General features: G+C 60.8%; 20 protein-coding genes. 13 read left to right on the forward strand and 7 right to left on the reverse strand.

Annotated elements, in window-relative coordinates:
* Positions 1–10: 10 nt before the first annotated feature.
* Both thiE and ACA067_RS03035 read right to left on the reverse strand, forming a co-directional pair.
* On the reverse strand, positions 11–637 hold the full coding sequence (gene thiE / locus ACA067_RS03030; RefSeq protein ID WP_497460554.1) for a thiamine phosphate synthase: 627 nt from the start codon (positions 635–637) through the stop codon (positions 11–13).
* A 32-nt stretch (positions 638–669) separates the two neighbouring features.
* Complete coding sequence (locus ACA067_RS03035) at positions 670–1,467, reverse strand: hydroxymethylpyrimidine/phosphomethylpyrimidine kinase (protein WP_307338062.1); 798 nt, start codon at positions 1,465–1,467, stop codon at positions 670–672.
* A gap of 302 nt (positions 1,468–1,769) precedes the next feature.
* On the opposite strand from ACA067_RS03035, the gene ACA067_RS03040 reads away from it, so the two are divergent.
* The 4 genes from ACA067_RS03040 (at position 1,770) to ACA067_RS03055 (ending at position 8,290) form a co-directional block, all read left to right on the forward strand.
* Entirely contained in the window at positions 1,770–4,154 is a 2,385-nt protein-coding gene (locus ACA067_RS03040; RefSeq protein WP_497460555.1) for a 7TM diverse intracellular signaling domain-containing protein, read from the forward strand.
* Between the two features lie 75 nt (positions 4,155–4,229).
* On the forward strand, positions 4,230–5,879 hold the full coding sequence (locus ACA067_RS03045) for an acyl-CoA dehydrogenase family protein (protein WP_497460556.1): 1,650 nt from the start codon (positions 4,230–4,232) through the stop codon (positions 5,877–5,879).
* A gap of 191 nt (positions 5,880–6,070) precedes the next feature.
* Complete coding sequence (amn, locus tag ACA067_RS03050; RefSeq protein WP_497460557.1) at positions 6,071–7,570, forward strand: AMP nucleosidase; 1,500 nt, start codon at positions 6,071–6,073, stop codon at positions 7,568–7,570.
* A 75-nt stretch (positions 7,571–7,645) separates the two neighbouring features.
* Positions 7,646–8,290 (forward strand): pseudouridine synthase, encoded by a 645-nt coding sequence (locus ACA067_RS03055; RefSeq protein ID WP_497460558.1) that lies wholly within the window; start codon positions 7,646–7,648, stop codon positions 8,288–8,290.
* On the opposite strand, the gene ACA067_RS03060 is transcribed toward ACA067_RS03055, so the two are convergent.
* Entirely contained in the window at positions 8,282–8,491 is a 210-nt protein-coding gene (locus tag ACA067_RS03060) for a DUF2788 domain-containing protein (protein WP_064675738.1), read from the reverse strand. The two genes, ACA067_RS03055 and ACA067_RS03060, sit on opposite strands and share 9 nt — an antisense overlap.
* Before the next feature lie 211 nt (positions 8,492–8,702).
* Positions 8,703–9,182 (reverse strand): Lrp/AsnC family transcriptional regulator, encoded by a 480-nt coding sequence (locus ACA067_RS03065; protein WP_497460559.1) that lies wholly within the window; start codon positions 9,180–9,182, stop codon positions 8,703–8,705.
* 434 nt (positions 9,183–9,616) lie between these two features.
* Here ACA067_RS03065 and ACA067_RS03070 point away from each other — a divergent pair, with 434 nt between their 5' ends.
* Entirely contained in the window at positions 9,617–10,648 is a 1,032-nt protein-coding gene (locus tag ACA067_RS03070) for a DUF6515 family protein (protein ID WP_497460560.1), read from the forward strand.
* A gap of 46 nt (positions 10,649–10,694) precedes the next feature.
* Here the strand turns inward: ACA067_RS03070 and ACA067_RS03075 are convergent, their stop codons facing one another.
* The gene (locus ACA067_RS03075; RefSeq protein ID WP_497460561.1) at positions 10,695–11,588 is read right to left on the reverse strand and encodes a cation diffusion facilitator family transporter; all 894 of its coding nucleotides are present in this window, start codon (positions 11,586–11,588) and stop codon (positions 10,695–10,697) included.
* A 29-nt stretch (positions 11,589–11,617) separates the two neighbouring features.
* Complete coding sequence (gene pmcY / locus ACA067_RS03080) at positions 11,618–12,037, reverse strand: periplasmic Zn2+ metallochaperone PmcY (protein ID WP_064675741.1); 420 nt, start codon at positions 12,035–12,037, stop codon at positions 11,618–11,620.
* Positions 12,038–12,146: 109 nt separating this feature from the next.
* Here pmcY and hrpB point away from each other — a divergent pair, with 109 nt between their 5' ends.
* From hrpB to argE, 4 genes are all read left to right on the forward strand, one after another.
* Positions 12,147–14,663, forward strand: a complete 2,517-nt coding sequence (gene hrpB, locus ACA067_RS03085; protein WP_497460562.1) for an ATP-dependent helicase HrpB — start codon at positions 12,147–12,149, stop codon at positions 14,661–14,663.
* 499 nt (positions 14,664–15,162) lie between these two features.
* Positions 15,163–15,522: a DUF6124 family protein gene (locus ACA067_RS03090; protein WP_497460563.1), complete on the forward strand. Its 360-nt coding sequence runs from the start codon at positions 15,163–15,165 to the stop codon at positions 15,520–15,522.
* A 117-nt stretch (positions 15,523–15,639) separates the two neighbouring features.
* Entirely contained in the window at positions 15,640–16,317 is a 678-nt protein-coding gene (locus ACA067_RS03095; RefSeq protein WP_338921677.1) for a DUF1028 domain-containing protein, read from the forward strand.
* Entirely contained in the window at positions 16,310–17,473 is a 1,164-nt protein-coding gene (gene argE / locus ACA067_RS03100) for an acetylornithine deacetylase (protein WP_497460564.1), read from the forward strand. The genes ACA067_RS03095 and argE overlap by 8 nt, the downstream gene beginning before the upstream one ends.
* A gap of 96 nt (positions 17,474–17,569) precedes the next feature.
* On the opposite strand, the gene ACA067_RS03105 is transcribed toward argE, so the two are convergent.
* Positions 17,570–18,490 (reverse strand): LysR family transcriptional regulator, encoded by a 921-nt coding sequence (locus ACA067_RS03105; RefSeq protein ID WP_497460565.1) that lies wholly within the window; start codon positions 18,488–18,490, stop codon positions 17,570–17,572.
* A 229-nt stretch (positions 18,491–18,719) separates the two neighbouring features.
* Here ACA067_RS03105 and ACA067_RS03110 point away from each other — a divergent pair, with 229 nt between their 5' ends.
* The 4 genes from ACA067_RS03110 (at position 18,720) to ACA067_RS03125 (ending at position 24,373) form a co-directional block, all read left to right on the forward strand.
* Positions 18,720–20,210: an aldehyde dehydrogenase gene (locus ACA067_RS03110; protein ID WP_497460566.1), complete on the forward strand. Its 1,491-nt coding sequence runs from the start codon at positions 18,720–18,722 to the stop codon at positions 20,208–20,210.
* Positions 20,211–20,359: 149 nt separating this feature from the next.
* A complete protein-coding gene (locus tag ACA067_RS03115; protein ID WP_497460567.1) occupies positions 20,360–21,415 on the forward strand; it encodes a gamma-aminobutyric acid-binding protein in 1,056 nt (351 codons plus the stop codon).
* Between the two features lie 101 nt (positions 21,416–21,516).
* Entirely contained in the window at positions 21,517–22,962 is a 1,446-nt protein-coding gene (locus ACA067_RS03120) for an amino acid permease (protein ID WP_497460568.1), read from the forward strand.
* A gap of 28 nt (positions 22,963–22,990) precedes the next feature.
* Positions 22,991–24,373: an aspartate aminotransferase family protein gene (locus ACA067_RS03125; RefSeq protein ID WP_497460569.1), complete on the forward strand. Its 1,383-nt coding sequence runs from the start codon at positions 22,991–22,993 to the stop codon at positions 24,371–24,373.
* The last annotated feature ends 22 nt before the right edge of the window (positions 24,374–24,395 follow it).

Genomic DNA, 24,395 nt, shown 5'->3' on the forward strand with positions numbered 1-24,395 from the left:
AGACTTTAAGCTACTTAATAGAAAGCAGTTCGTTAAATGCGCGGGCGCGGCGGGTCACTTCAGCCGTGCTCTGGGCGCCGAACAGGCCATGGACCACCGCCAGCAGATCGACCCCATGGGCCACCAGGGGGGCGGCGTTATCCAGGGTGATGCCGCCAATCGCGCAGATCGGCAGGTGCAATTTGCTGCGGGCCTGGTCGAGCAGGTCGAGGCTGCAGGTCGGTGCGCCGGGTTTGGTGCTGGAGTTGAAGAAGCGGCCGAAGGCGACGTAACTGGCGCCTTCCTTGGCCGCTTGTTCGGCGAGTTCGAGTTGCGCGTGGCAGGTCGAACCGATGATCGCCTGGCGACCGAGCAGAGCGCGGGCCGGGGTCAGCGGCCCATCGGTCTGGCCCAGGTGCACCCCGACGTTCAGGCGTGCGGCCAGTTCAGCGTCATCATTGATGATCAGTCGGGTCTTGTAGCGCTCACACAGATCGCGCAGGGCCTCGGCCTCACGCAGGCGGCGGGCCTCGTCGCTGCTCTTGTCGCGGTATTGCAGCAGAGTGACGCCGCCTTCCAGCGCCGCCTCCACGTACGACAGAAATTTACCTGCCAGCAACTGGCTGTCGGTAATGGCGTAAAGGCCACGTAGTTTCATCGGACAAGCCTCTGCGCTTCACGCATCAAAAGTTACGAACAGAAATCCAGCGGCAGGCGGCGCGGCACGAACTGGCCTTTGCCCAGCTGCTCCGCGTCACGCAGGGTACGCCAAGTGTAGTCAAGCGCGGTTTTCACGGCGCTGGCGAGGTTTTCACCCAGGGCCAGACGACCGGCCAAGGCACTGGCCAGGGTGCAGCCGGAACCGTGATAACTGCCGGGCAGGCGCTGGCAGGTAAAGGTTTCGCTGCGGCCATCACGGCTGTACAGACGATTATGTATTTCGTCTTCATCGCCATGACCGCCGGTGATCAGCAGGTGCTTGACGTACGGCAAGAGTTTTTCAGCGCATTGGTCCGCGGTGCCTTCTGGCAGTTCGGCAAGAATGCGCGCTTCGGGAAGGTTGGGGGTGGCAATGATGGCCAGGGGCAGAAGACGCTCGCGCATGGCATAACCGACTTCATCCTTGCCCAGTCGTCCGCCGCCGCCGGCGCGCAGCACCGGGTCGCAGACCATCGGCAAATGCGGGTGCGCCTGCAGCAGTTCGACCACGGTGTCGACCATTTCCAGGGAACCGAGCATGCCCAGTTTGACTGCCGCGACTTCGGAATCGTTGAGCACGGCATTGGCCTGGGCCAACACCCACTCACGGTCGAGGACGCGGAAGTCAGTGACGTTGACGGTGTCTTGCACGGTCAGGGCGGTGACGGCCGGGGCCGCATGACAACCCTGAGCGAGCAGGGCTTCGATATCTGCCTGCAAGCCGGCGCCACCACTTGGGTCGTGGCCGGAGAGACAGAGGACAACAGGGCGAGAGCTGTAGATATTCATGGTGCGCGAGCTTACCACCAAACATCGTTTTTCGGGTGTCGACAGATCAACCTTGCAAGAGGAAAACCCATGCCCTTTCGAGGCGTTGTCACAATCTGACCGGGGAAACAGCTCTAACTCAGGGTATGCAGCTGGAACGCCCGTGCTAGAGCCTTTGTAGGAAAAATTTCCATGGTGTTCAAAGGCCATCAACGGCTATGCTAAGGTGGATCCAAGCTAATACAGGTAATACCGGTTTTACGTCTGCTCAAAGGGAATGAGGGGCTTCCTGAGATAACCGGACAGGCCACGCTGGGGCTTAAATGCGCTATTTGCTGATGTTGCTGTTGTGCTTGCCCCTCATGGCGAGCGCTGTCGAGTTCGATGAATTCACCCAAAGCCTTGCGCTGGGCCGAACCCTGCAAGTGTTCGAAGACGCCAGTGGTCAGGCGAGCATTGCCGATGTTCGCGCGCAAGCCGCAGCGGGGCATTTCAAAACCCACGATAAAGACACCCTCAACGCCGGTTATTCACGTTCGGCGTTCTGGCTGAAAATCGATCTGCATTACCGCCCCACCCACCCGTTGGCGCAACGGACCTGGCTGCTGGAACTGGCCTATCCGCCCCTTGATCACCTTGATCTGTACGTGCCCGATGCGGTCGGGCGCTACCGGTTGGCCAGGCAGACCGGCGATGCCTTGCCGTTCGCCAGTCGCGAGATTCGCCAGAACAATTACTTGTTCAATCTGAGTTTCACGCCTGATCAATCGCAAACCGTCTATCTACGCCTGGAAAGCGAAGGCTCGATCCAGGCGCCGGTGACGTTGTGGTCGAGCACCGCTTACCTCGAAGACCAGCCGGTGCGCCTTTATGTGCTGGGCGTGATCTATGGTGTATTGCTGGGGATGCTGGTCTACAACCTGTTCATCTACCTCAGCGTACGTGACACCAGTTACCTGTATTACATCTTCTATATCGCCTCATTTGGCTTGTACCAGCTGTCGGTGAATGGCGCGGCCGTGGAGTATTTCTGGCCGGACAACCCCTGGTGGGCCAACGCGGCGACGCCATTCTTCATCGGTTGTGCAGGGCTGTTCGGCAGCCAGTTCGCCCGCAGCTTCCTGCAGACCGCGACCTACAGTCGCTGGCTCGATCGCTTGCTGTTGGCGCTGATTGCGTTGGGCGCGGTGGTGGTCGGGCTATCGTTGATGGCCAGTTATGCCCTGGCCCTGCGCCTGGCGACGGCCCTGGCGCTGACGTTCACCCTGGTGATTTTTGCCGCGGGGATTTTCGCCTGGTTGCGCGGCCTGCGGGTGGCGCGGTATTTCATCATCGCCTGGTCGGCGTTTTTGCTCGGGGGCATCATCAATACGCTGATGGTGCTGGGGTATCTGCCCAACGTGTTCCTGACCATGTATTCCAGCCAGATCGGCGCGGCGATTGAAGTGGCGCTGCTGTCGCTGGCCCTGGCCGACCGCATCAATGCCATGCGCGAGCAGCAGGCGCAGACGTTGCTTGACGCCGGGCAAAAGCTCGAAGTACTGAACCAGCAACTGGCGCACAGCAACAAGCTCAAGGATGAATTCCTGGCGACCCTGACCCACGAACTGCGCACACCCATGAACGGTGTGATCGGTTCGCTGGAACTGATGCAGACCGTCGAGATGGGCGCCGAGCTGGAGCAATACCAGCAAACGGCGGCGGGCTCGGCGCGCGACATGATGCGCATGGTCAATGGCATCCTGACCCTGACCGAACTGCAGGCCGGCAAGCTCAAGGCTGTTGCGGCTAACTGCAGTTTGCGCGGCGTGGTCGACGCCTTGCGAGTGCAGTTCGAGGGCAATGCCTCGGGCAAGTCGCTGGATTTCAAGGTCGACGTGGCGCCGGGGCTGCCGGATCGTCTGCACGGTGACAGTGCGAGGTTGGCGCAATGCCTGGAATGTCTGCTCGATAACGCCATCAAGTTCACCCGGATCGGCGGGGTGGCGCTGCGGGTGACGGGTAAACCCGTGGGGTCCGACCGACTGGCACTGTCCTTTGTGGTGATCGACACCGGCATCGGTTTCACCGACCTGGGACAGGCGACCCTGTATCAGCGGTTTTTCCAGCTCGACGGTTCGATGACCCGTGAATACGGTGGCCTGGGCATCGGCCTGGCGATCTGTCGGCAACTGATCGAATTGCTGGGCGGGCGTCTGACTCACCGCTCCGAGCCCGGGCGCGGCAGTCGCTTTCAGCTCGACGTCGAATTCGAACTGCCCGCGGTGGAGCGCTCATCAGTGCCTTCGACGACTCGGGCGTTCCCTAGCCTGCGACTGCCTCAGGACTGCACCGTGCTGTTGATCGATGACAACAGCCTCAATCAACTGGTGATGCGTGGCATGTTGCTCAAGTTGGGGTTCCGGGTGCGCACGGCCGACAACAGTAGCGCTGCGCTCGATCATTTGCTGCATGAGGCCGTTGACGCCGTATTGCTCGATAGTCAGTTGCCGCTACTGGATGGCATGTCCGTGCACTGCCGGATCCGCACATTGGCGGGTTGCGCCGAATTGCCGGTATTCGTGGTTGCCCTGGGCACTGCTCGGGAACGTTGCCCGACTGGCGCTTTGATCGACTACCTGAGCAAGCCGGTGAAGTTCGAGGATCTGCAAGCCGCTCTCTATCGCCGGGTGCTTTGCCCGGGACAAGGCGAAAGCGCCGACAGTTAGGCAGATATGACACTTTGTTCAGCTGTGGGGCGGTGCTTAACTGAAAATCCCTTGGCTGACCAAAGGAGCCCCGTCATGAACCTGCATCAGTTCGCCGAAACCCACGAAGTCACCAACCAGCCACCCTCGCTGGACGGCACCAACCTGTATCGCATCGACCTGCCCCTGCAGGAGTGGTCGCGGCGTTTTGGCGCCGGTTGGGCCGCGTCGCGGATCGACGCCTATGGCGCACTGGCCGGCGGGCCGCTGATGGAAGCGGGTTTTTTGGCCAATCAGAACAAACCGGTGTTCAGCAGTCACGACCGTTACGGGCATCGCGTCGATCTGGTGGAATTTCACCCGGCGTATCACCAGCTGATGCGCACGGCGGTCGAACACGGCTTGACCTCATTGCCCTGGGCGCATCCGCAGTCCGGCGCCCACGTCGCCCGCGCCTCCATGACGTATCTGCACAGCCAGGCCGAAGCCGGCAGTGGCTGCCCGTTGACCATGACGTTTGCCAGTGTCCCGGCGATGCGCCTGCAACCGGATCTGGCGCAGCTGTGGCTGCCGAAAATCCTCGCCACCGACTACGACCCGCGCAACGTCGGCATGGCCCACAAGGCCGGTGTCACCATCGGTATGGCCATGACCGAGAAGCAGGGCGGCACTGATGTGCGGGCCAATACCACCAAGGCCTATCCGGTCGGCGCCAGCGGTCCGGGCCAGGCCTATGAACTGGTGGGCCACAAGTGGTTCTGTTCGGCACCGATGTGCGATGCCTTCCTGACCCTGGCCCAGACTGACAAGGGTTTGACCTGTTTCCTGCTGCCGCGCCATCGTCCGGACGACACGCGCAACCAGTTCTATATCCAGCGCCTGAAGAACAAACTGGGCAATTGCTCCAACGCCTCCAGCGAAGTGGAGTTCCGTGGAGCCCTGGCCTGGATGATCGGCGAAGAAGGCCGAGGGGTTCCCACCATCATCGAAATGGTCGCCATGACCCGCTTCGATTGCATGGTCGGCTCCAGCGCCCTGATGCGCCAGGCATTGACCCAGGCCAGCCATCACTGCGCTCATCGCCGGGTGGGTGGCAAACTGCTCAGCGCACAACCCTTGATGCAAAACGTATTGGCCGACCTGGCGCTGGAAAGCGAGGCGGCCCTGGCCTTGAGCCTGCGCATGGGCCGGGCGCTGGATCATCTGGATGACAGCCACGAAGCGACATTCGCCCGGCTGGTCACGGCGGTGGGCAAATACTGGATCTGCAAGCGCGCGCCCGCCATGATCAACGAAGCCGCCGAGTGCATGGGCGGCGCCGGTTATGTCGAAGACAGCATCCTGCCACGGCTGTACCGTGAGGCGCCGGTCAACTCGACGTGGGAAGGCTCCGGCAACGTGCAATGCCTCGACGTATTGCGCGCGTTGTCCAAAGAGCCGGGTGTGCTTGATGTGTTGTTCAGCGAATTGGGTGATGGTCATGGCGACAAACGCCTGGCTGCGCACATCAGTCAATTGCAGGTGGCGTTCAAGGACACCGACGACATTCAGTACCGCGCCCGGCAGTTGACCGAAGATATCGCGCTGGGGCTTCAGGCCAGGCTGTTGTTGGAGGCGGGTAATGCGGCAGTCAGCGATGCCTTCATCGCCAGCCGCCTGGGTTCGGCCGGCCGGGTGTATGGCGCGTTGCCGCGTGGGCTGGATGTGGAAGCGATTGTCGCCCGTTCGACCCCACAGGGATTCTGACCACAATTAAATGAACACCACTGAAACCTGTGGGAGCGGGCTTGCCCGCGATTGCGGTTTAACATTCAACATCAATGGTGTCTGACACACCGCTATCGCGGGCAAGCCCGCTCCCACAGGGTTTATCTGTGACTCAGAATTGGTGTACAGCCAACACGCCACTGTTCCCGTAAAGCAATGTTGCAGGCAAGATGAAGCTCTGCAAGTCAGAACACAGGATGCTGATCGTGACCGAAGCTTTTATTGTCGTTCAAACCGCCGAGCAAGCCGTGGATCGGCTTGCGCTCTTGCACAATCGTGCAACCACCGCGCTGACCCAGGCGCTCAAGCGTTACCTCAAGGATCGAGTCGAACCGGACGCCGAACAGCGTGCAATGTTTCGTTATCCCGAACTGCGTCTGACCTACCACTGCCAGGGCGAAGTCCCGCAGACCACGCGCGCGTATGCCAAGGTTCAGCTGCCCGGAACCTACAGCGTCACCGTCACCCACCCGGCCGCTTTCCGCAAATACCTGCTGGAACAACTCGTTCCCCTGATGCACGACTTCACCGTGACCGTGGAAGTGGGCATCAGCCAGCAGAACATTCCTTATCCCTACGTGGTCGAGCAGGGCGATGAGCTGGCCGGCTCCGGCGTCACCGCCGCCGTGCTGGCGCGGGTCTTCCCCAGTACAGACCTGTCGGCCGCGACCGACGGTATTGCCGATGGTCTGTACGATTGGGAAAACACCGACCCGCTGCCGCTGGCGCTGTTCGATGCCGCGCGGGTGGATTTCTCCCTGCGGCGCCTGGTGCATTACACCGGCAGCGACTGGCGTCATGTGCAGCCGTGGATTCTGCTGACCAACTACCACCGCTACGTCGACCAGTTCATCGTCCATGGCCTGGAGCAGTTGCGCAGTGATCCGCGTTTCGTGCGTATGGTCTTGCCGGGCAACGTGATCATCGAAAAGAGCATGGACCACGGCGAAGCCTCGGCGATTGCCGCGGGTGTGGTCTGGCACCGTTACCAGATGCCGGCCTATCACCTGATCGCCAGCGATGGCCACGGCGTGACCCTGGTGAACATCGGCGTCGGCCCGTCCAACGCCAAGAACATCACCGATCACCTGGCCGTATTGCGCCCGCATTGCTGGCTGATGATCGGTCACTGCGGCGGCTTGCGTCAGTCCCAGACCATTGGCGACTACGTGCTGGCTCACGCTTACATGCGCCGCGACGGGATTCTCGACCGCGTGGTGCCGCCGAACATTCCAATCCCGGCCCTCGCCGAAGTGCAGATGGCCTTGCAGCAAGCCGCGGCGAACATTACTGGCGAGAAGGGCGACGAGCTGAAGAAACGCCTGCGCACCGGTACCGTCCTCACCTACGACGACCGGAACTGGGAATTGCGCTGGGCCCAGGAACGACCGTTGATCAACCTGTCCCGCGCGGTGGCGGTGGATATGGAAAGTGGCACCATTGCTGCCCAGGGTTATCGCTTGCGGGTGCCGTACGGCACGTTGCTCTGCGTGTCCGACAAACCACTGCACAGCGAAATCAAACTGCCGGGCTCGGCCAACGCCTTCTATGAACGTGCGGTCAGCCAGCACTTGAAGATCGGTATCGAGGCGGTGGATCTGTTGCGCACCGAGCTCAACTCGCTGCACTCGCGCAAACTGCGCAGCTTCGACGAGCCGCCGTTCCGCTGATAGAGAGTTGTCATGGTCATTTGGCGGTCAGGGCACTAGCATTAGCAGCCCTGACCGTTAGATGTTCACTTCGCCATGTCCCGTCCACCTCGTCCCGTTTCCCGTCGCCCTGGCGTGAAACCCGCGCCATCCTCATCAGCCCCGCGCCGTGTCGCCAAAGCGCCGCCGGCCGAACCGAAGCTGATTCTGTTCAACAAGCCGTTTGATGTGCTGACGCAATTCAGCGACGGCGAGGGGCGGGCAACGCTCAAGGATTTCATCGATATCCCCGGGATTTACCCGGCAGGACGGCTGGATCGCGACAGCGAAGGCCTGTTGTTATTGACCAACGACGGTCAGCTGCAGGCTCGGATCGCCGACCCGAAACACAAATTGGCCAAGACCTATTGGGTGCAGGTGGAAGGCGAGCCAAGCGCCGGGCAGTTGCAGCGTTTGCGCGATGGCGTCGAGTTGAACGACGGTATGACCTTGCCCGCCGAAGCGCGGCAGCTTGAAGAGCCGACATTATGGCCGCGCAATCCACCGGTGCGCTTTCGCAAGAGCGTGCCCACCAGCTGGCTTGAGCTGGTGATTCGCGAGGGCCGCAACCGCCAGGTGCGGCGCATGACAGCGGCGGTCGGCTTGCCGACGTTGCGTCTGGTGCGGGTCAGAATCGGCGACTGGTCGATCGAAGGGCTTGATCAAGGCCAGTGGAAAGAAGTGCCGGCGCGTTTAAATTGAGCCGGATTCGATCAGGCCGATGACCACACTTTTGATCACGAACGCGGCCACGCCCAGGCCAAGCACGAAGAACAGGATGAACGAGCCAAAGCGCCCGGCCTTGGATTTTTTCGCCAGGTCCCAGACGATGAAACCCATGAAAATGATCAGGATGCTGACCAGTCCGGTCATCATCCACTCTTCGAATACTGCAGGATCCATTGGACATCTCCAGTGCGGGCGGGGGAAAAAGGCGCTGGAGTATACGACATGGGGGAATGGTGGGGGATTGACCTGCGGCAGTGTGTCGCAGCTATTCGTCGCCTTTGCCGGCCCCATCGCGAGCAAGCTCGCTCCCACAGGGTTTAGTGCCGATCGCATTATCGTGAACGACACAGAACCTGTGGGAGCGAGCTTGCTCGCGATGGCGTCCTCAGTTGCGCAGATGGGTCAACGGCAACTCCGTGCTATTGAGCACCTGATTCAACACAAAACTCGAGCGCACACTGGTCACCCCATCAATCCGGGTCAGATGCCCCAGCAGCAGTTTCTGATAGTGATCCATATCCGGCACCACCACCTTGAGCTGGTAGTCCGCATCCATCCCCGTCACCAGACTGCACTCCAGTACCTGAGGCAATGTCCGGATCGCAGCTTCGAAGTTCTCGAACCGCTCCGGCGTATGCCGGTCCATACCGATCAGCACATAAGCCGTCAGGCTCAGACCGAGCATTTTTCGGTCCAGCAGCGCCACCTGGCGGGAAATGTAGCCGTCGTCTTCCAGCTGCTTGACCCGGCGCGAGCAAGGCGAGGGTGACAGGCCGATGCGTTCGGCCAGCTCCTGGTTGGAAATGCGCGCGTCGCGCTGCAATTCCGCCAAAATGCTCAGGTCGTATCGGTCGAGTTTGCTCATCAATCAGGCCTTTGTCATATCAATTGCGGCAGATTATCTATCCAGGGTTAAAAATTGCGCAAGTCATGTTTATTTGAGCAATCTTCGCAATCCTCTGCCGAGGCCTCCAGCCTATTCTTATCACCAGAATCACTGCTCGGACAAACAGTCCACAGCGGCTCGCCCAATCAGGCCAGCCGCGGTCGCCACCCCCACAGGGGATGAGCCGGCCCCCGAGCTGCACACTGTCCAGAAGACGGCGTGAGGTGAGCCGACGTCAAAAGCGTCGAGCACGGACGAAGTTCTCAAGGGGAGGCCGACGGGTCTCCCTTTTCTTTTGCCCGCCATTTACCTCCCGTCCTGATAAATAAGTTTCGTGACTGATAACCTGTTGCAGAACCGGCCGCCGCTTTCCCAGTCTCATGTACAGGCCCTGACCCGCAGTGAGGAAAAGCATGAAGTCGCGCATCTGGCGTTTGGCCGGAGTTGGTTTGCTGTGTGTCAGTGTCACCGCGCAATCGCTGGCCGATGAACCGCAAAACCGTGGTCCAGACGGCGGACAACGGGGTTCCGATGGCCATCAGGGAAACAATCAGGGCCATGGTGGCAACAATCAGCCGCGCCCGCAAAATTATCAGCAACAGAATCAGCCGCGTGTGCAGAACAACGACATCATTCGAGGCGACAACAGTCGTCAGTTCGAACACAACGGTCAGAATCAACAGAACCGTCAGCCTCGCGACTACAACAGCCCGGTTCGGCCACCCCCCCCACCGCCACAGCTACCGGCCAATGACCTGCCGATCCAGGGCCGGCCCGACACCGTGCGCCAGACCCAGCAACCGCAGCGCGGTTACTACCAGGATGCTCCACGGCGCAACGACAACACCCCGCATTGGCAAAGTAACGGTCCGCGGCCCGATGACCGTCGCTGGCCAGGCCGTCCGGACGGACATGGCAACGGCTGGGGTCCGGGCCCGCAATACCGTCCAGGTCATGTGATCGATCGCTTCCCGGACCGCGACTACCGGGTGCCTTATGGTGGTCGAGACTATTTCTATTCCGGTGGCTACTGGTATCGCCCGCAGGGTCCGCGTTATGTAGTGGTTCAACCGCCGCGCGGCATTCGTGTCAGCTACCTGCCCGATTACGCCCGTGAAGTGTGGATCGGTGGTGCGCTGCTGTTCCTGGCGGCCGGTTCCTATTACGCCTATCAGGAAAGCACTCAGGATTACGTGGTCGTCGAACCGCCCGTGCAACCGCAACCGCAGCCAGTCAGTAATGGTTACGACGTGGTGGCGTATCCCGCCAACGGTCAGTCGCCGGAACAGGTCAACCAGGACGGTTACGAGTGCTACCAATACGCGGTGCAGCAGAGCGGCTTCAATCCACGGACGGCCACCTACCAGCCGGACCCCTCCGTGGTGCAAGTCTACCGCCAGGCCCAGGGCAACTGCCTGAGCAGCCGCGGTTATCGGGTTCAGTAGCGGTTACAAGCTGCAAGCTATGAGCAATGCGCCTCAAACTTGCAGCTTAAAGCTTGGAGCTTGCAGCCGCTTTAATAGGATCGGCGTGCACCAGCACTTCGGCTCGCGGATAAGCCGCGTGAATCGCATCGGCGGCTTGATCACTGATGCCGTGGGCGACTGACAGCGTCAGGTCGCCGGGCAATTCCAGGTGCAATTGCACAAACCACTGGATACCGGAAACCCGCGTGCGCAGGTCGTGCGCGCCCAATACGCCCGGCACGCTGCAGGCCAGTTCGAGCATGTGCTGGCTGACATCCGGCGGCAGTTCTTCATCCATCAGCACCGTAAAACTTTCCCTGGCGATCTGAATCGCGCTCCAAAGAATGTAGGCGGCGATCCCCAGGCCGAACCAGGGGTCGACCTGATGCCAGCCAAACCCGGCCAGCACCAACGCCACCAGAATGCTGCCGTTGAGCAACATGTCCGAGCGGTAATGCAGGGAGTCGGCACGTACCGCGTTGGAACCGGTGGCCTTGACCACCCGATGTTGCAGCATCAGCAGCGCCAGGGTCAGCGCCAGGGAAAATACGATGACCCCGATACTGATCCATGGCGCTCCCACCGGTTCCGGATGCTGCAACCGGTCGACGGCCTGCAAGGCGATCAGCACCGCGCTGCCGCCAATGAACAGGGCCTGTGCCATACCCGCCAGCGACTCGGCCTTGCCATGCCCGTATCGGTGATCCTCATCAGCGGGGCGCAAGGCGTAATGCACCGCCAGCAGATTGAGCAGCGAAGTGACGCCGTCGAGTGCCGAGTCGGTCAGCCCGGCGAGCATGCTCACCGAACCGCTCAACCACCAGGCGATGGCTTTGGCGACGATCAACGTACAGGCCACCGCCACCGAGGCACGGGTCGCCAGCCGCAGCAGGCGGGCGTGTTCGGAGCTGGAGATCATAGGGGCGGCGTGTCCTTTGAGTGGGCGAATTATGCGGCGGGTTGCAGGCCGAACATCGCCAATTGCTGGGCGCTGCCCTTGTGCTGGATCAGGCGTGGGTCATCCAGCGGGAAGCTGCGGCCCAGTTCGGTTTCGAGAATAGTCTGCAACTTATGGTTATCGACCTTGCCGTCGGCACCGATGGCTTCCTGGAGTTTTTCCGGGGCCACCTGGGCGGTCTTGCCTGGCTCGAAGTAAATCGCGCCGGTGGCGAAGTCCACGGCAAAGGCGATCAGGCCGGGGATGATGTAGAACAACAGGCCCACGGCATCCAGCGCGGCGATGGCCGGGTCGATCTTGCCGTCGATCTGGCCACGACGGTCAGGGTAGAAAATCGAACCGCAGGCGGTGACCTGGGTCAGCAACGTCGCGATCAGTACACCGCCAATCAAGCGAAAGGGAGCACGCATAAGAAATCTCCTGGGTAATTTCAAAACGAAAAGGCGTCTGTATGAATTAGGACCCTGATAAACGCCGGGCAGTTCGCCGTTATACTCGCGCCTCTGTTTGGGAGCCAGCATGATTTCTTTGCCGATTGATGAAGTTTTACCCGCCCTGCGTGAAGCCTTGGCTACACGCCACGAAGCCGTGCTCGAAGCACCGCCCGGTGCCGGTAAGACCACCCGCGTGCCTTTGGCTTTGCTCAACGAGCCCTGGCTGGCCGGGCAGACCATCCTGATGCTCGAACCGCGCCGGTTGGCCGCGCGGGCGGCGGCGGAGCGGCTGGCCAGCGAGATCGGCGAGAAAGTCGGTGAAACCGTTGGCTATCGCATTCGTCTCGATAGCAAAGTCGGCCCCAAGACCCGCATTGAAGTGGTCACCGAAGGCATTCTCACCCGCCGTTTGCAGGACGACCCGGCGCTTGAAGGCGTGGGCCTGCTGATCTTCGATGAATTCCACGAGCGCAGCCTCGACGCTGACTTGGCATTGGCCCTGAGCCTGAATGGCCGGGAATTGTTTCGCGACGATCAGCCGCTGAAAATCCTCTTGATGTCGGCAACCCTGGAAGGCGAACGCCTGGCCGGGTTGCTCGATGACGCGCCGATCCTGCGCAGCGAAGGCCGCATGTACCCGGTGGCGATGCGCTGGGGCCGGCCATTCCAGCCGGGCGAGTTCATCGAACCTCGCCTGGTGCAGACCATTCTCGACGCCTTGAACGATGAAACCGGCAGTGTGCTGGTGTTTTTGCCGGGTCAGGCGGAAATCCGTCGGGTGCACCAACAACTGGCCGATGCGCTGGGTGAAAGCACGCAGGTGTTGCTCTGCCCATTGCACGGTGAACTGGACCTGGCGGCCCAACGTGCAGCAATCGATCCAGCCCCGGCAGGCAAGCGCAAAGTGGTGTTGGCGACCAACATCGCCGAGACCAGCCTGACCATCGACGGCGTGCGCGTGGTGATCGATGCCGGGTTGGCGCGAGTGCCGCGTTTCGATCCCGGCAGCGGCATGACCCGGCTCGACACCCAGCGCATCTCCCGTGCCAGCGCCACGCAACGCGCGGGCCGGGCAGGGCGGTTGGAGCCGGGGGTGTGTTATCGGTTGTGGTCGCAGGATCAGCATGAACAACTGGCGGCCTATGCCAGTGCGGAAATTCTCTCGGCGGACCTCGCCGGCCTGGCCTTGCAACTGGGTCGTTGGGGAGTGGCACCGGGGCAACTGGTGTGGCTCGATGTGCCGCCGGCCGCCGCTTATGCACAGGCTCAGGACTTGCTTGAGCGCCTGGGCGCCCTGGACGGTGACGCGCTGACACGTCACGGCCAGGCCATGGCCGAACTGCCGGCGCATCCGCGCATCGCGCATTTGTTGTTGCGCGGTCAGGCACTCGGCCTGGCGGACATGGCGTGCGATGTCGCGGCGCTGCTCGGCGAGCGGGATATCTTGCGCGGCGCCGGGGCGGATCTGCACAGCCGGTTGGCGCTGTTGTCCGGCGAAGAACGCGCCGCACGCGGCGCTCAGGGCGGGGTGCAACGGGCCCGGCAACTGGCGCGGCAGTACCGCGGTTATCTGCGCGGCAAAGCAGCGGAACCGGTCAGCGATCCCGATCATCCGCGCTGGCTCGGCGCGCTGCTGGCGCTGGCTTATCCGGATCGGGTTGCGCAACAGCGACGGGCCGGTGGCGCGGAGTATCGTCTGGCCAACGGTCGTGCGGCGCTGTTCGCCGAAGCCGACAGCCTGATGAAGCAACCCTGGCTGGTGATCGCCGATCTCGGCAGTCGTCAGGGCCAGCGTGAGGAGCGGATTTACCTGGCGGCGGACTTCGATCCGGCGCTGTTCGATTCAGTGTTGGCGGAGCAGGTGCGCTATGTCGATCAATTGGATTGGGACGAGCGCGAAGGCGTGTTGCGCGCCGAACGCCAACGCAAGGTCGGGGAACTGATCCTCAGCCGTGAACCCCTGACCGGCCTCGATGAAAGCGCCCGCAGCCAGGCGCTGGTGAATCTGGTGCGGCGCAAGGGCCTGGAACTGTTGCCGTGGACCCCGGAGCTGCGTCAGTGGCAGGCGCGCGTCGCGTTGTTGCGTCAGCTGGATTTGGCCGGCAAGGGCGAAAGCGAATGGCCGGATGTCAGCGACGCCGCGTTGCTCAAAAGCCTTGAACACTGGTTGATGCCGTATCTGGGCAAAGTCTCGCGGCTCAGTCACTTCACCAATCTCGACCTCTCGAGCATCGTCCACAACCTGCTGCCCTGGCCGCTGCCGCAACGGCTCGATGAGTTGGCGCCGCATCACTTGAGCGTGCCGTCGGGCTCGTCGATTCGTCTGGACTACAGCGAGCAGCCGCCGATTCTCGCGGTGCGCTTGCAGGAGTTGTTCGGCCTGGCTGAAACCCCGCGCATCGCCGGTGGCCGGCAAGTGGTCAAGCTGCACCTGCTGTCCCCGGCGCGACGCCCGGTGCAAGTGACCCAGGACCTGGCGAACTTCTGGCGCAGTACCTACGCCGAAGTGAAGAAGGATTTGAAGGGGCGCTACCCGAAGCACTACTGGCCGGATGACCCGTTGGTGGCCGAGGCAACCGCGCGGATCAAACCGCGCAAGTAAACCTGTAGGAGCGAGCTTGCTCGCGAAGGTCATGAACGATAACGCGTAAAACCAGATGCCCAGCGGCGTCCTTGAGACTTTCGCGAGCAAGCTCGCTCCTACAGTTTTTAACCTTTTGTGAGGCTATGCGTCAGCTCGTTAACATCGGCAGAGAGCGCGTGTTTAAAGGTGTTTAAGGATACTTCCTGCAAGCTACAAGACCTTGCGCCGTTGCCTACGGGTACGCCAGAATCCGCCGGCTTGTGCGCTTTGGAGGTCATCGGTAACTTGATTCGTGTCACTGCTCATCAGTGATCGGGTTTAGTCGCCCGGCTATCCATCCGCGGTTGCACAAGTGTCATCCAGTCAGGTGTTCGCCTGTACTTGATGGTGGTTGTGCGCATGGCGCCCTCGGGCGCGCCGGGTTTGGGTGGCTTACCGGTCGACTAACTTGCGCACAGCCGCCTCCCTTTCGTTTAGTCGCGAGATGGTCACGGCCCCACTTAGAGGTCAACTGCCCATGTTCAAACCTACACCTAATCCGCCGGACACCGATCCCGCTTCCCCATACGAACCCGATTCCAAAAAACTCAACGAGGCCGCCGAACGCGCCCTCAACTTCCACTTCCCCTCGATGGCCGACATCAAAGCCACGCCGCGCACACCCAACAACCTGTTTACCATCAACCCAGAGGCCACAACCGAAACCCTTGTGGTGTATCTGGTCGAAACGCTGGCCTCGGTCGATGTAATGGTCCATCAATTGGTCGATCACCTCGACGGCGGATCGCGCAATGCCCTGCTGGGGATTTCCAACAGCGTGATGCTGGCGGAGATCACGGCGAATCGGGTGCTGGATCAGATTGATCCACCCGGGTAAGACTGCGGGGTTGACCAGTTTTTTCCTTCCCCAAAGCCACAAAAAACCTGCTTTCTCCGATTCCAGTGCATGCACAGAATGCAATTGCGCGTGCATTGGAATTTTAAGGAGTGAGTCATGACGTTCTCGATTATCGGACGCTGCCCTGAAACCGGTCAGCTCGGTATTGCCATCAGTTCTTCCAGCATTGCGGTCGGCGCACGCTGCCCTTGGGCACGGGCGGGTGTTGGTGCTGTCTCCACGCAGAACATTACGCTGCCGGCGTTAGGCCCGCAGATCCTGGACCTGCTGGAGCATCAGCATCTGGAGCCTGACGCGGCACTGGACAAGGCACTCACGTCCAACGGCTGGAGCCAGTACCGACAGGTCACGGTGATCGATGCGTCAGGCCGGATTGCGCTGTTCAGCGGCAAGGAGTCGTTGGGCGTGCATAACGCAGTGAAAGGCGAGCAATGTGTCGCGGCGGGTAACCTGCTCAGCGATGTACGGGTCATCGAGGCCATGGTCGAGGCGTTCGAGGCCGAGCCGGGTCAGTTGGCGGACCGTTTGCTGGCGGCCATGCACGCGGCCATGGCGGCCGGTGGCGAAGCGGGGCCGGTGCATTCCGCCGCGCTGAAAGTGGTGGGTGACCACACCTGGCCGATCATCGACTTGCGGGTGGACTGGGCCGAGGAAGATCCCATCGGGCAGCTTGATGGCCTCTGGCAAGCCTATCGACCGCAAATGCAGGACTACCTGACTCGCGCGCTCAATCCGACGACGGCGCCGAGCTACGGGGTGCCTGGGGATGAGTGATGCATCCAGTCGCGAGCTGCTGGATCGCCTGATTGGTTTCGCCACTGTCAGCCGCGATTCCAACCTTGAGTTGATTCGTTTCATCGAGGCCTATCTGGCCGAACACGGGGTTCCGAGTGAGCTCTTCTTCAACGAAGAAGGCACCAAGGCGAATCTGTTTGCGACCATCGGCCCGCTTACCTCGGGTGGGGTGGTGCTCTCCGGTCACACCGATGTGGTGCCGGTTGACGGACAGGCGTGGACGGTCGATCCGTTCCGGCTGACTGAAAAGGATGGGCGCCTGTACGGACGTGGCACCGCAGACATGAAAGGCTTCATCGCCTCGGTCCTCGCGGCGGTCCCGACCTTCGTGCAGCGTCCGCTTGTGACGCCGGTGCACCTGGCCTTTTCCTATGATGAAGAAGTGGGTTGCCTGGGCGTCAGGCCGATGCTGGCCGAGCTGGAGAAGCGGCCATTTAAACCGCGACTTTGCTTGATCGGCGAACCGACAGAGCTCAAACCTGTGCTCGGCCACAAGGGCAAACTCGCGATGCGTTGCGAAGTGCGCGGTGCAGCGTGCCATTCGGCGTATGCGCCTTATGGGGTGAACGCGATCGAATATGCGGCGCAGTTGATTGGCCGGCTGGGTGTTATCGGTGAACAGCTCGCGCATCCAGATCACCACGACTCGCGTTTTGATCCGCCGTTTTCGACAGTGCAAACGGGTGTGATCAAGGGTGGCCGGGCGCTGAACATTGTTCCCGCTGAATGTGAGTTCGATTTCGAGGTCAGGGCGTTGCCGGACTTTGATGCTCAGGAAGTGGCGGACCAGTTGCAAGCGTTCGCCCACGTGCATGTATTGCCCAAGATGCGCGCGGTGCAAGCGGACACCGACATCCGTCTGCGGCCGCTGAGCGCTTATCCCGGATTGGCGACACCGCCCGAGAGTGAAGCGGCGCGGCTGCTTGCACTGTTGAGCAACTCTTCAGAGTTTGGAACGGTCGCGTTTGGCACCGAGGGGGGGCTGTTTCATCAGGCTGGAATTCCCACGGTGGTCTGTGGTCCGGGCAGCATGGATCAAGGGCACAAGCCTGACGAGTTCATTGCGCTGGATCAGTTGAGCGGTTGTGATGCGATGCTGATTCGGTTGGCTGACTACCTGTGTGGCGAGATTTAATTGTGGGAGCGAGCCTGCTCGCGATGGTCGTTAACGATAACGGGTGCTGTCTGAGTAAACGCGGCGCCTGCATGTTCTTCGCGAGCAGGCTCGCTCCTACAGGGGGCCTGCAACTTTCTGGCTCAATTGTTCGCGGCAAAAATCCACGAACAACTGTGCAGGCTTGGTCAGTTGACTGCGTTTCAGATGGGCGGACGCCAGGCCGGACATTGTGACCGGCTCTTTTATGTTCACGGAGATCACCTTCTTTCCATCATAAGTGCACTCGGAATGCGGGCGGGTGACCAATATGGAAAACCCGAACCCCTGGCCAACCATGCCGCGCACCATCTCGATCGAGGGCGAGCTGAACACGATGTTGGGCGTCAGTTCCAGTTCGTGGAACAGGCTGACAAAGTAGGTCCGGCTCGGTTGCACATCGAGAAGAATCATCGGCTCGCTGCACAGGTCCCGTAGCGATACCTCCTTCTGGTCGGCAAAGCGGTGCCCTTCTGGCAACAGGACATAAGGCTTTTGCGGTGGCATCAGCGGCGTGGTCTGGATGGTGCCGTCCAGACCGTGGTCGTAGAGGAATGCCACGTCGAAAGTGCCTGCGGTCAAACCTTGCACCAGCTCTTGTTGCTCGCCATCGCGAATGCGTATGTCCACGCCCGGGTAAAGCTTGCGAAAGCCGGCGATCAGCTGCGGCAGGTACAGCGGGGCGACGGTCTCGAAGCAGCCGATGTCGATCTGTCCGGAGACCGTGTCGTTATCGGCCAGCGCGTTCTGTTCAAACTCCCTGGCCATGCGCAGCAGTTCTTGCGCCTTGTGATAGAAACGCGTGCCGGTGGGCGTCAGCGAAACGCCCTGGGCATGGTGGCGGATGAACAGCTGGACGTTGAACGACTCTTCCAGACTCTTGATCGCCGTCGACACCGAGGGCTGCGCGATATACAGCTGCCGCGAGGCCTCAGCGACGCTGCCGGCTTCTACCGTTGTGACGAAATACTTGAGTTGCCGCAATGTATAGGAAGCCACACGCACCTCGTTCTGCTCTGTTTTGCGGTGAAAGCCCGGATGGCCGTCGCTCAGATTATTGACTGAACCTTACCCTATGCGGGTTCCGGACTGGGTCTGCGCTTACCTAGTTTTTTCTTATACCCCGAGCACATTTTTAATAATTTTCCTCTTCGCACGGTTGACGCACTATCTCTACAACCTCTGATAACAACCCCGACCACCCTGGCGGTCGTAAAGGGAGCGTAGCGTGTTCGACCTCGACTATTGGCAGCAACGAGCTGCCCGGCAAACCTTCTCTGACAAAGCCTTGATCGATGGCCGGCAGGTGGCTGCGTCTTCGGGCGCAACATTCGATTCGATCAACCCGGCGACGAATCAGTTGCTTGCCCGTGTCGCCGCGTGTGGCGAAGTGGAAGTGGAACTCGCCGTGCGCAGTGCGCGCCGTGCTTTCAACGAAGGCCCTTGGGCGCGGATGGCACCGGTTGAGCGCAAGCGGGTGATGCTGCGTCTGTCTGAGCTGGTGCTTGCCCATCGCGAAGAGCTTGCCTTGCTCGACTCGCTGAACATGGGCAAACCGGTGATGGATGCCTACAACATCGACGTCCCCGGCGCCGCGCATGTGTTCGCCTGGTACGGCGAGTCGCTGGACAAGCTTTACGATCAGGTCGCGCCGACGGCGTCATCGGCGCTGGCGACCATCACCCGTGAAGCGCTGGGCGTGGTGGCGGCCGTGGTGCCGTGGAACTTCCCGCTCGACATGGCGGCCTGGAAACTGGCACCGGCCTTGGCGGCCGGCAATAGCGTGGTGCTCAAGCCCGCCGAGCAATCACCCTTTTCAGCACTGCGTCTGGCCGAGTTGGCGCTGGAAGCCGGTTTGCCGCCCGGCGTGCTGAACGTGCTGCCGGGGCTGGGCGAGTCCGCCGGCAAGGCGCTGGGCCTGCATCCTGATGTCGATTGCCTGGTATTCACCGGCTCGACTCAGGTGGGCAAATACTTCATGCAGTACGCCGCGCAATCGAACCTCAAGCAAGTCTGGCTTGAGTGCGGGGGCAAGAGCCCGAGCCTGGTGTTCGACGACTGCCGTGATCTTGATCTGGCGGCGGAGAAAGCGGCATTCGGCATCTTCTTCAATCAGGGCGAGGTGTGCTCGGCCAACTCGCGACTGTATGTCCAGCGTTCGATCAAGGATCAGTTTATTGAGCGTCTTCTGGAAAAAGCCAAAGCCTGGATGCCCGGCGATCCACTGAATCCTGCGAGCGCCGCTGGCGCCATTGTCGATTCGGCACAGGCATCGCGTGTGATGAGCTTTATCGAACGCGCCCACGAAGACGGGGCCCGACTGCTCACCGGCGGCCGTCGCTTGAGCTTCAACGGTTCCGACAACTTTATCGAGCCGACCATTTTTGCCGACGTCGCCCATGAATCGCACCTGTCCCGCGAAGAAGTGTTCGGGCCGGTGCTGGCGATTTCCACGTTCGACACCGAAGAGCAAGCGGTGCGGCTAGCCAACGACAGCATCTATGGGCTGGCCGCCTCAGTGTGGAGCGATGACCTGAATCGCGCGCACCGGGTTGCACGGGCGCTGAAGGCCGGCACCGTTTCGGTGAACACCGTGGATGCCCTCGATGTCAGCGTGCCATTCGGTGGCGGCAAGCAATCGGGTTTTGGCCGGGACCTGTCGTTGCACTCATTCGATAAATACACCCAATTGAAAACAACCTGGTTTCAATTGCGTTGAGCGTCTCCTGAACAATTAACCGCACGCTGATTGTGTGCGTTTTAAAGAATAAAAAGATGTCATCACGCGGAGAGTCATCCGTGTACTTGCGGCTGCGTGGCCGTGACTGCCTCAGTAACTAACCACAATTAAAAAGTGAGGGAGCTTTCATGTTCAGATATTCGTCTTCGAGCGTTACAGCAGCGGCGGGTTTAACGGCGCTTCTGGTATTGACGGTGCCCGTTGTTGCGCACTCCGAAAGTCTTACGGTCATTTCGTTCGGCGGTGCCACCAAGGCAGCGCAAGAGGGGGCTTATTTCAAACCCTTCGAACAAAGTGGCGCTGGCAAAGTTGTCGTTGGCGAGTACAGCGGAGAACTGTCCAAAGTCAAAGCCATGGTCGATGTTGGCCAAGTCAGCTGGGACGTTGTCGAAGTCGAAAGCCCGGAACTGCTGCGCGGTTGTGAAGAAGGGCTGTTCGAGCGGCTGGATCCGGCGCTGATCGGCGATTCAAAAAACTATCTGGCTGGCGCCGTCAGCGAGTGTGGCGTGGCCAGTTATGTCTGGTCGATGGTGCTCGCCTACAACTCGAACAAGGTGAGCGCGGCGCCAACCTCCTGGGCGGACATGTGGAACCTGCAGCAATTCCCTGGCAAGCGCGGCCTGCGCAAGGGCGCCAAGTACACGCTGGAAGTGGCGCTGCTTGCCGACGGGGTCAAACAGGATGATCTGTACAAAGTGCTGGGCACCAAGGAAGGCGTGGATCGAGCGTTTCACAAGCTCGACCAGATCAAGCCCTCGATCCAGTGGTGGGAAGCCGGAGCGCAACCACCGCAATGGCTCGCGGCAGGCGACGTCGTGATGTCGGCGGCCTACAACGGCCGGATTGCCGTCGCGCAAAAGGAAGGCTCGAAACTGGCCATTTCATGGAATGGCCACCTCTACGATCCCGATCACTGGGCCATCGTTCGCGGCAGTCCGAACAAGGCGCTGGCCGAGCGTTTTATCGTGTTTGCCAGCCAGGCGAGTGGGCAGAAGTCCTTCTCCACGCAGATTCCCTACGGACCGATCCGCAAGGATGTGCTGGCGCAGCTACCGGCCGACACGCTCGCCCAATTGCCCACGGCTCAGGCCAATCTGGCTGAAGGTCAGTTGGTCGATGCCACGTTCTGGGTCGATCACGGCGAAGAACTCGAGGAACGTTTCAACGCTTGGGCGGCCCGCTAAACCGCTGCTGTCGCTAATCGCAACTCAAGGATGAGTCGCGATGTTTATCCCTGCCTTCCACGTGAAGGCAATCAACAACAAGAAAACACGGGGAGTTTGTCATGAGTTCAAGTACAACCGCGTCCATCCAGGGACAGTCCGGCGGATTGCGCCGGGTCCTGGGACTGGGCTCGTTGCTGGCCGTTGCGGTGGGCGTCGTGGTCTCGCAGGGCGTCATGGTGCTGATGCTGCAAGGCGCGGGCATCGCCGGTTTCGGTTTTATCATTCCGTTGGCCATCGCGTATGTGCTGGCAATCACCTACGCCTGGTCGTTTTCCGAACTGGCCTTGATGATCCCGAAGGCGGGCAGCCTCAGCAGTTACACGGAAGTGGCGATCGGGCATTTCCCGGCCATTCTGGCGACCTTCTCGGGATACATGGTGGTGGCGATGTTTGCGCTCTCCGCCGAACTGCTGTTGCTGGATCTGGTGATCAGCAAGGTCTACCCGGATGTCATTCCGCACATGCTGGTGGCCTACGGGGTGCTGGGGCTTTTCACCGTGCTGAATCTGTTCGGTATTGATGTGTTCGCCAAGCTGCAGAACGTGCTGGCGCTGGTGATGGTGGTGATCCTCGTCGCCATGGGCCTGGCTTCGCTGAGTAACGGTCAGGCCAGTCTGCAGTTGCCGCTCGATCAGGGTTGGAACCCGTTGGAATTCGGCGCAATCACCCTGGCGGCCATGGCGGTGTGGGGATTTGTCGGGGCTGAGTTCGTTTGTCCGCTGGTGGAAGAAACCCGCAATCCCGAGCGCAATATTCCGCGTTCGATGACCATCGGTTTGACAGTGATCTTCGGCGTGATCGCGCTGTATTGCTTCGGCGCATTGCTGTGCATTCCGCGTGAGCAACTGGCCAGTGATGCGCTGCCTCATTACCTGCTGGCCACCACGGTTTTCGGTGAGGCAGGCAAGTTGTTCCTCGTCGTCGCCGCCATTACCGCCACTTGCAGCACCGTGAATTCGTCCTTGGCGGCGTTGCCGCGCATGCTCTACGGCATGGCGCAAAATGGCCAGGCCTTCCCGCAATTCAAGAAACTCACCGCTCGTGGCCGTACGCCTTGGGTGGCGGTGCTTTTTGTTGCTGCGATCACCGGCCTGCCGATCCTCATTCTGGGGCACGACGCGGCAGCCATCAGCCTGCTGCTGTTGGCAGCCGCACTGGCCTGGCTGCTGGCCTACATCATCGTGCACATCGATGTGATCGCCTTGCGCCGCCGCTATCCCCATCTGGCCCGTCCATTCCGCTCACCGTTCTATCCTTGGCCACAAGTCATTGGCATCGCCGGCATGCTGTTTGCGATCTACCACGTGTCGCCAACTCCGGAGATGACTGCCAGTATTTTTGGCTGTGCCGGCGTAGTGCTGGGCGTGATTTCGGTAATCGCCGTGGTATGGGTCAAGTTCGTGATGCGCAAACCGCTGTTTACGCCGGAGCCGCTCATTCAAAACGAATCTCAAGGCAACGACGTGCCGAAAATGACTCCGATCGCTACGGTGTCCGGGAACTGAACCTTTTTTCACTTCAGGAGAATAAGAAATGACAACAGACTACAAACCTCAGCGCGAAACCAAGGACTACCAAGCGGCCGATGCCGCCCACCACATTCACGCATTCCTCGATCAGAAGGCGTTGAACGAAGAGGGGCCGCGCGTCATTGTCGGTGGCGACCGCCTGCATCTGTGGGATAACGACGGCAATCGTTACCTCGATGGCATGTCCGGTTTGTGGTGCACCAACCTCGGCTACGGACGCAAGGATCTCGCCGCGGCGGCGACCCGTCAGCTGGAGCAATTGCCGTACTACAACATGTTCTTCCACACCACTCACCCGGCGGTGGTAGAGCTGTCCGAGCTACTGTTCAGCCTGCTGCCCAAGCACTACAGCCACGCGATCTACACCAACTCCGGCTCTGAAGCCAACGAGGTACTGATCCGTACTGTGCGCCGTTACTGGCAGGTTCTCGGCAAGCCGCAGAAGAAAGTCATGATCGGTCGCTGGAACGGATACCACGGCTCTACCTTGGCCGCCAGCGCGATGGGTGGCATGAAGTTCATGCACGAAATGGGTGGTGTGATTCCGGATGTCGCGCACATCGATGAACCATACTGGTTTGGCCATGAAGGTGATCAGACGCCCGCCGAGTTTGGCTTGCGCGCGGCTCAGCAACTGGAGACCAAGATTCTCGAGCTGGGCGCGGAGAACGTCGCGGCCTTCATCGCCGAGCCGTTCCAGGGCGCTGGCGGCATGATCTTCCCGCCAGAGAGCTACTGGCCGGAAATCCAGCGCATCTGCCGCAAGTACGACGTGCTGCTGTGTGCGGACGAGGTGATCGGTGGCTTCGGGCGTACCGGTGAATGGTTTGCGCACCAACACTTTGATTTCGAGCCGGACACCCTGTCGATTGCCAAGGGCCTGACCTCGGGTTACATCCCAATGGGCGGCCTGATTCTCAGCCGGCGCATGGCCGAGGTACTGGTGGAGCAGGGCGGCGTGTTTGCCCACGGCCTGACCTATTCCGGTCACCCGGTGGCGGCCGCGGTCGCTATCGCCAACCTCACGGCGCTGCGTGATGAGGGTGTGGTCACCCAAGTGAAAAATGACACCGGCCCGTACCTGCAGCAGTGTCTGCGCGAGGTGTTTGGCAATCACCCGCTGGTGGGTGAGATTCAGGGTGTCGGCCTGGTGGCGGCGTTGCAGTTTGCCCAGGACAAGGCGACCCGCAAGCGCTTCGCAAATGAAGGCGACATCGCCTGGCGCTGCCGCACGATCGGTTTTGAAGAAGGCGTGATTATTCGCTCGACGCTGGGCCGCATGATCATGGCGCCGGCACTGATCGCCACGCGCGCTGAAATCGATGAACTGGTTGCCAAGACGAAGATTGCCGTTGATAGAACTGCTAAAGAAATTGGCGTGCTCTAAATAACGATCAGGCTCGCTCCAG

Source organism: Pseudomonas sp. LBUM1674 (assembly GCF_059695635.1).

Excerpts from the sequence above, each read along its gene's own strand:
- ACA067_RS03075 (WP_497460561.1), bottom strand. The coding sequence starts at position 11,588 with ATGATCTCCAGCTCCGAACACGCCCGCCTGCTGCGGCTGGCGACCCGT.
- pmcY (WP_064675741.1), bottom strand. The coding sequence starts at position 12,037 with ATGCGTGCTCCCTTTCGCTTGATTGGCGGTGTACTGATCGCGACGTTG.
- ACA067_RS03060 (WP_064675738.1), bottom strand. The coding sequence starts at position 8,491 with ATGGATCCTGCAGTATTCGAAGAGTGGATGATGACCGGACTGGTCAGC.
- ACA067_RS03115 (WP_497460567.1), top strand. The coding sequence starts at position 20,360 with ATGTTCAGATATTCGTCTTCGAGCGTTACAGCAGCGGCGGGTTTAACG.
- argE (WP_497460564.1), top strand. The coding sequence starts at position 16,310 with ATGAGTGATGCATCCAGTCGCGAGCTGCTGGATCGCCTGATTGGTTTC.
- ACA067_RS03040 (WP_497460555.1), top strand. The coding sequence starts at position 1,770 with ATGCGCTATTTGCTGATGTTGCTGTTGTGCTTGCCCCTCATGGCGAGC.
- ACA067_RS03045 (WP_497460556.1), top strand. The coding sequence starts at position 4,230 with ATGAACCTGCATCAGTTCGCCGAAACCCACGAAGTCACCAACCAGCCA.
- ACA067_RS03120 (WP_497460568.1), top strand. The coding sequence starts at position 21,517 with ATGAGTTCAAGTACAACCGCGTCCATCCAGGGACAGTCCGGCGGATTG.
- ACA067_RS03035 (WP_307338062.1), bottom strand. The coding sequence starts at position 1,467 with ATGAATATCTACAGCTCTCGCCCTGTTGTCCTCTGTCTCTCCGGCCAC.
- ACA067_RS03125 (WP_497460569.1), top strand. The coding sequence starts at position 22,991 with ATGACAACAGACTACAAACCTCAGCGCGAAACCAAGGACTACCAAGCG.
- ACA067_RS03055 (WP_497460558.1), top strand. The coding sequence starts at position 7,646 with ATGTCCCGTCCACCTCGTCCCGTTTCCCGTCGCCCTGGCGTGAAACCC.
- amn (WP_497460557.1), top strand. The coding sequence starts at position 6,071 with ATGAAGCTCTGCAAGTCAGAACACAGGATGCTGATCGTGACCGAAGCT.
- ACA067_RS03090 (WP_497460563.1), top strand. The coding sequence starts at position 15,163 with ATGTTCAAACCTACACCTAATCCGCCGGACACCGATCCCGCTTCCCCA.
- thiE (WP_497460554.1), bottom strand. The coding sequence starts at position 637 with ATGAAACTACGTGGCCTTTACGCCATTACCGACAGCCAGTTGCTGGCA.
- hrpB (WP_497460562.1), top strand. The coding sequence starts at position 12,147 with ATGATTTCTTTGCCGATTGATGAAGTTTTACCCGCCCTGCGTGAAGCC.
- ACA067_RS03095 (WP_338921677.1), top strand. The coding sequence starts at position 15,640 with ATGACGTTCTCGATTATCGGACGCTGCCCTGAAACCGGTCAGCTCGGT.
- ACA067_RS03065 (WP_497460559.1), bottom strand. The coding sequence starts at position 9,182 with ATGAGCAAACTCGACCGATACGACCTGAGCATTTTGGCGGAATTGCAG.
- ACA067_RS03070 (WP_497460560.1), top strand. The coding sequence starts at position 9,617 with ATGAAGTCGCGCATCTGGCGTTTGGCCGGAGTTGGTTTGCTGTGTGTC.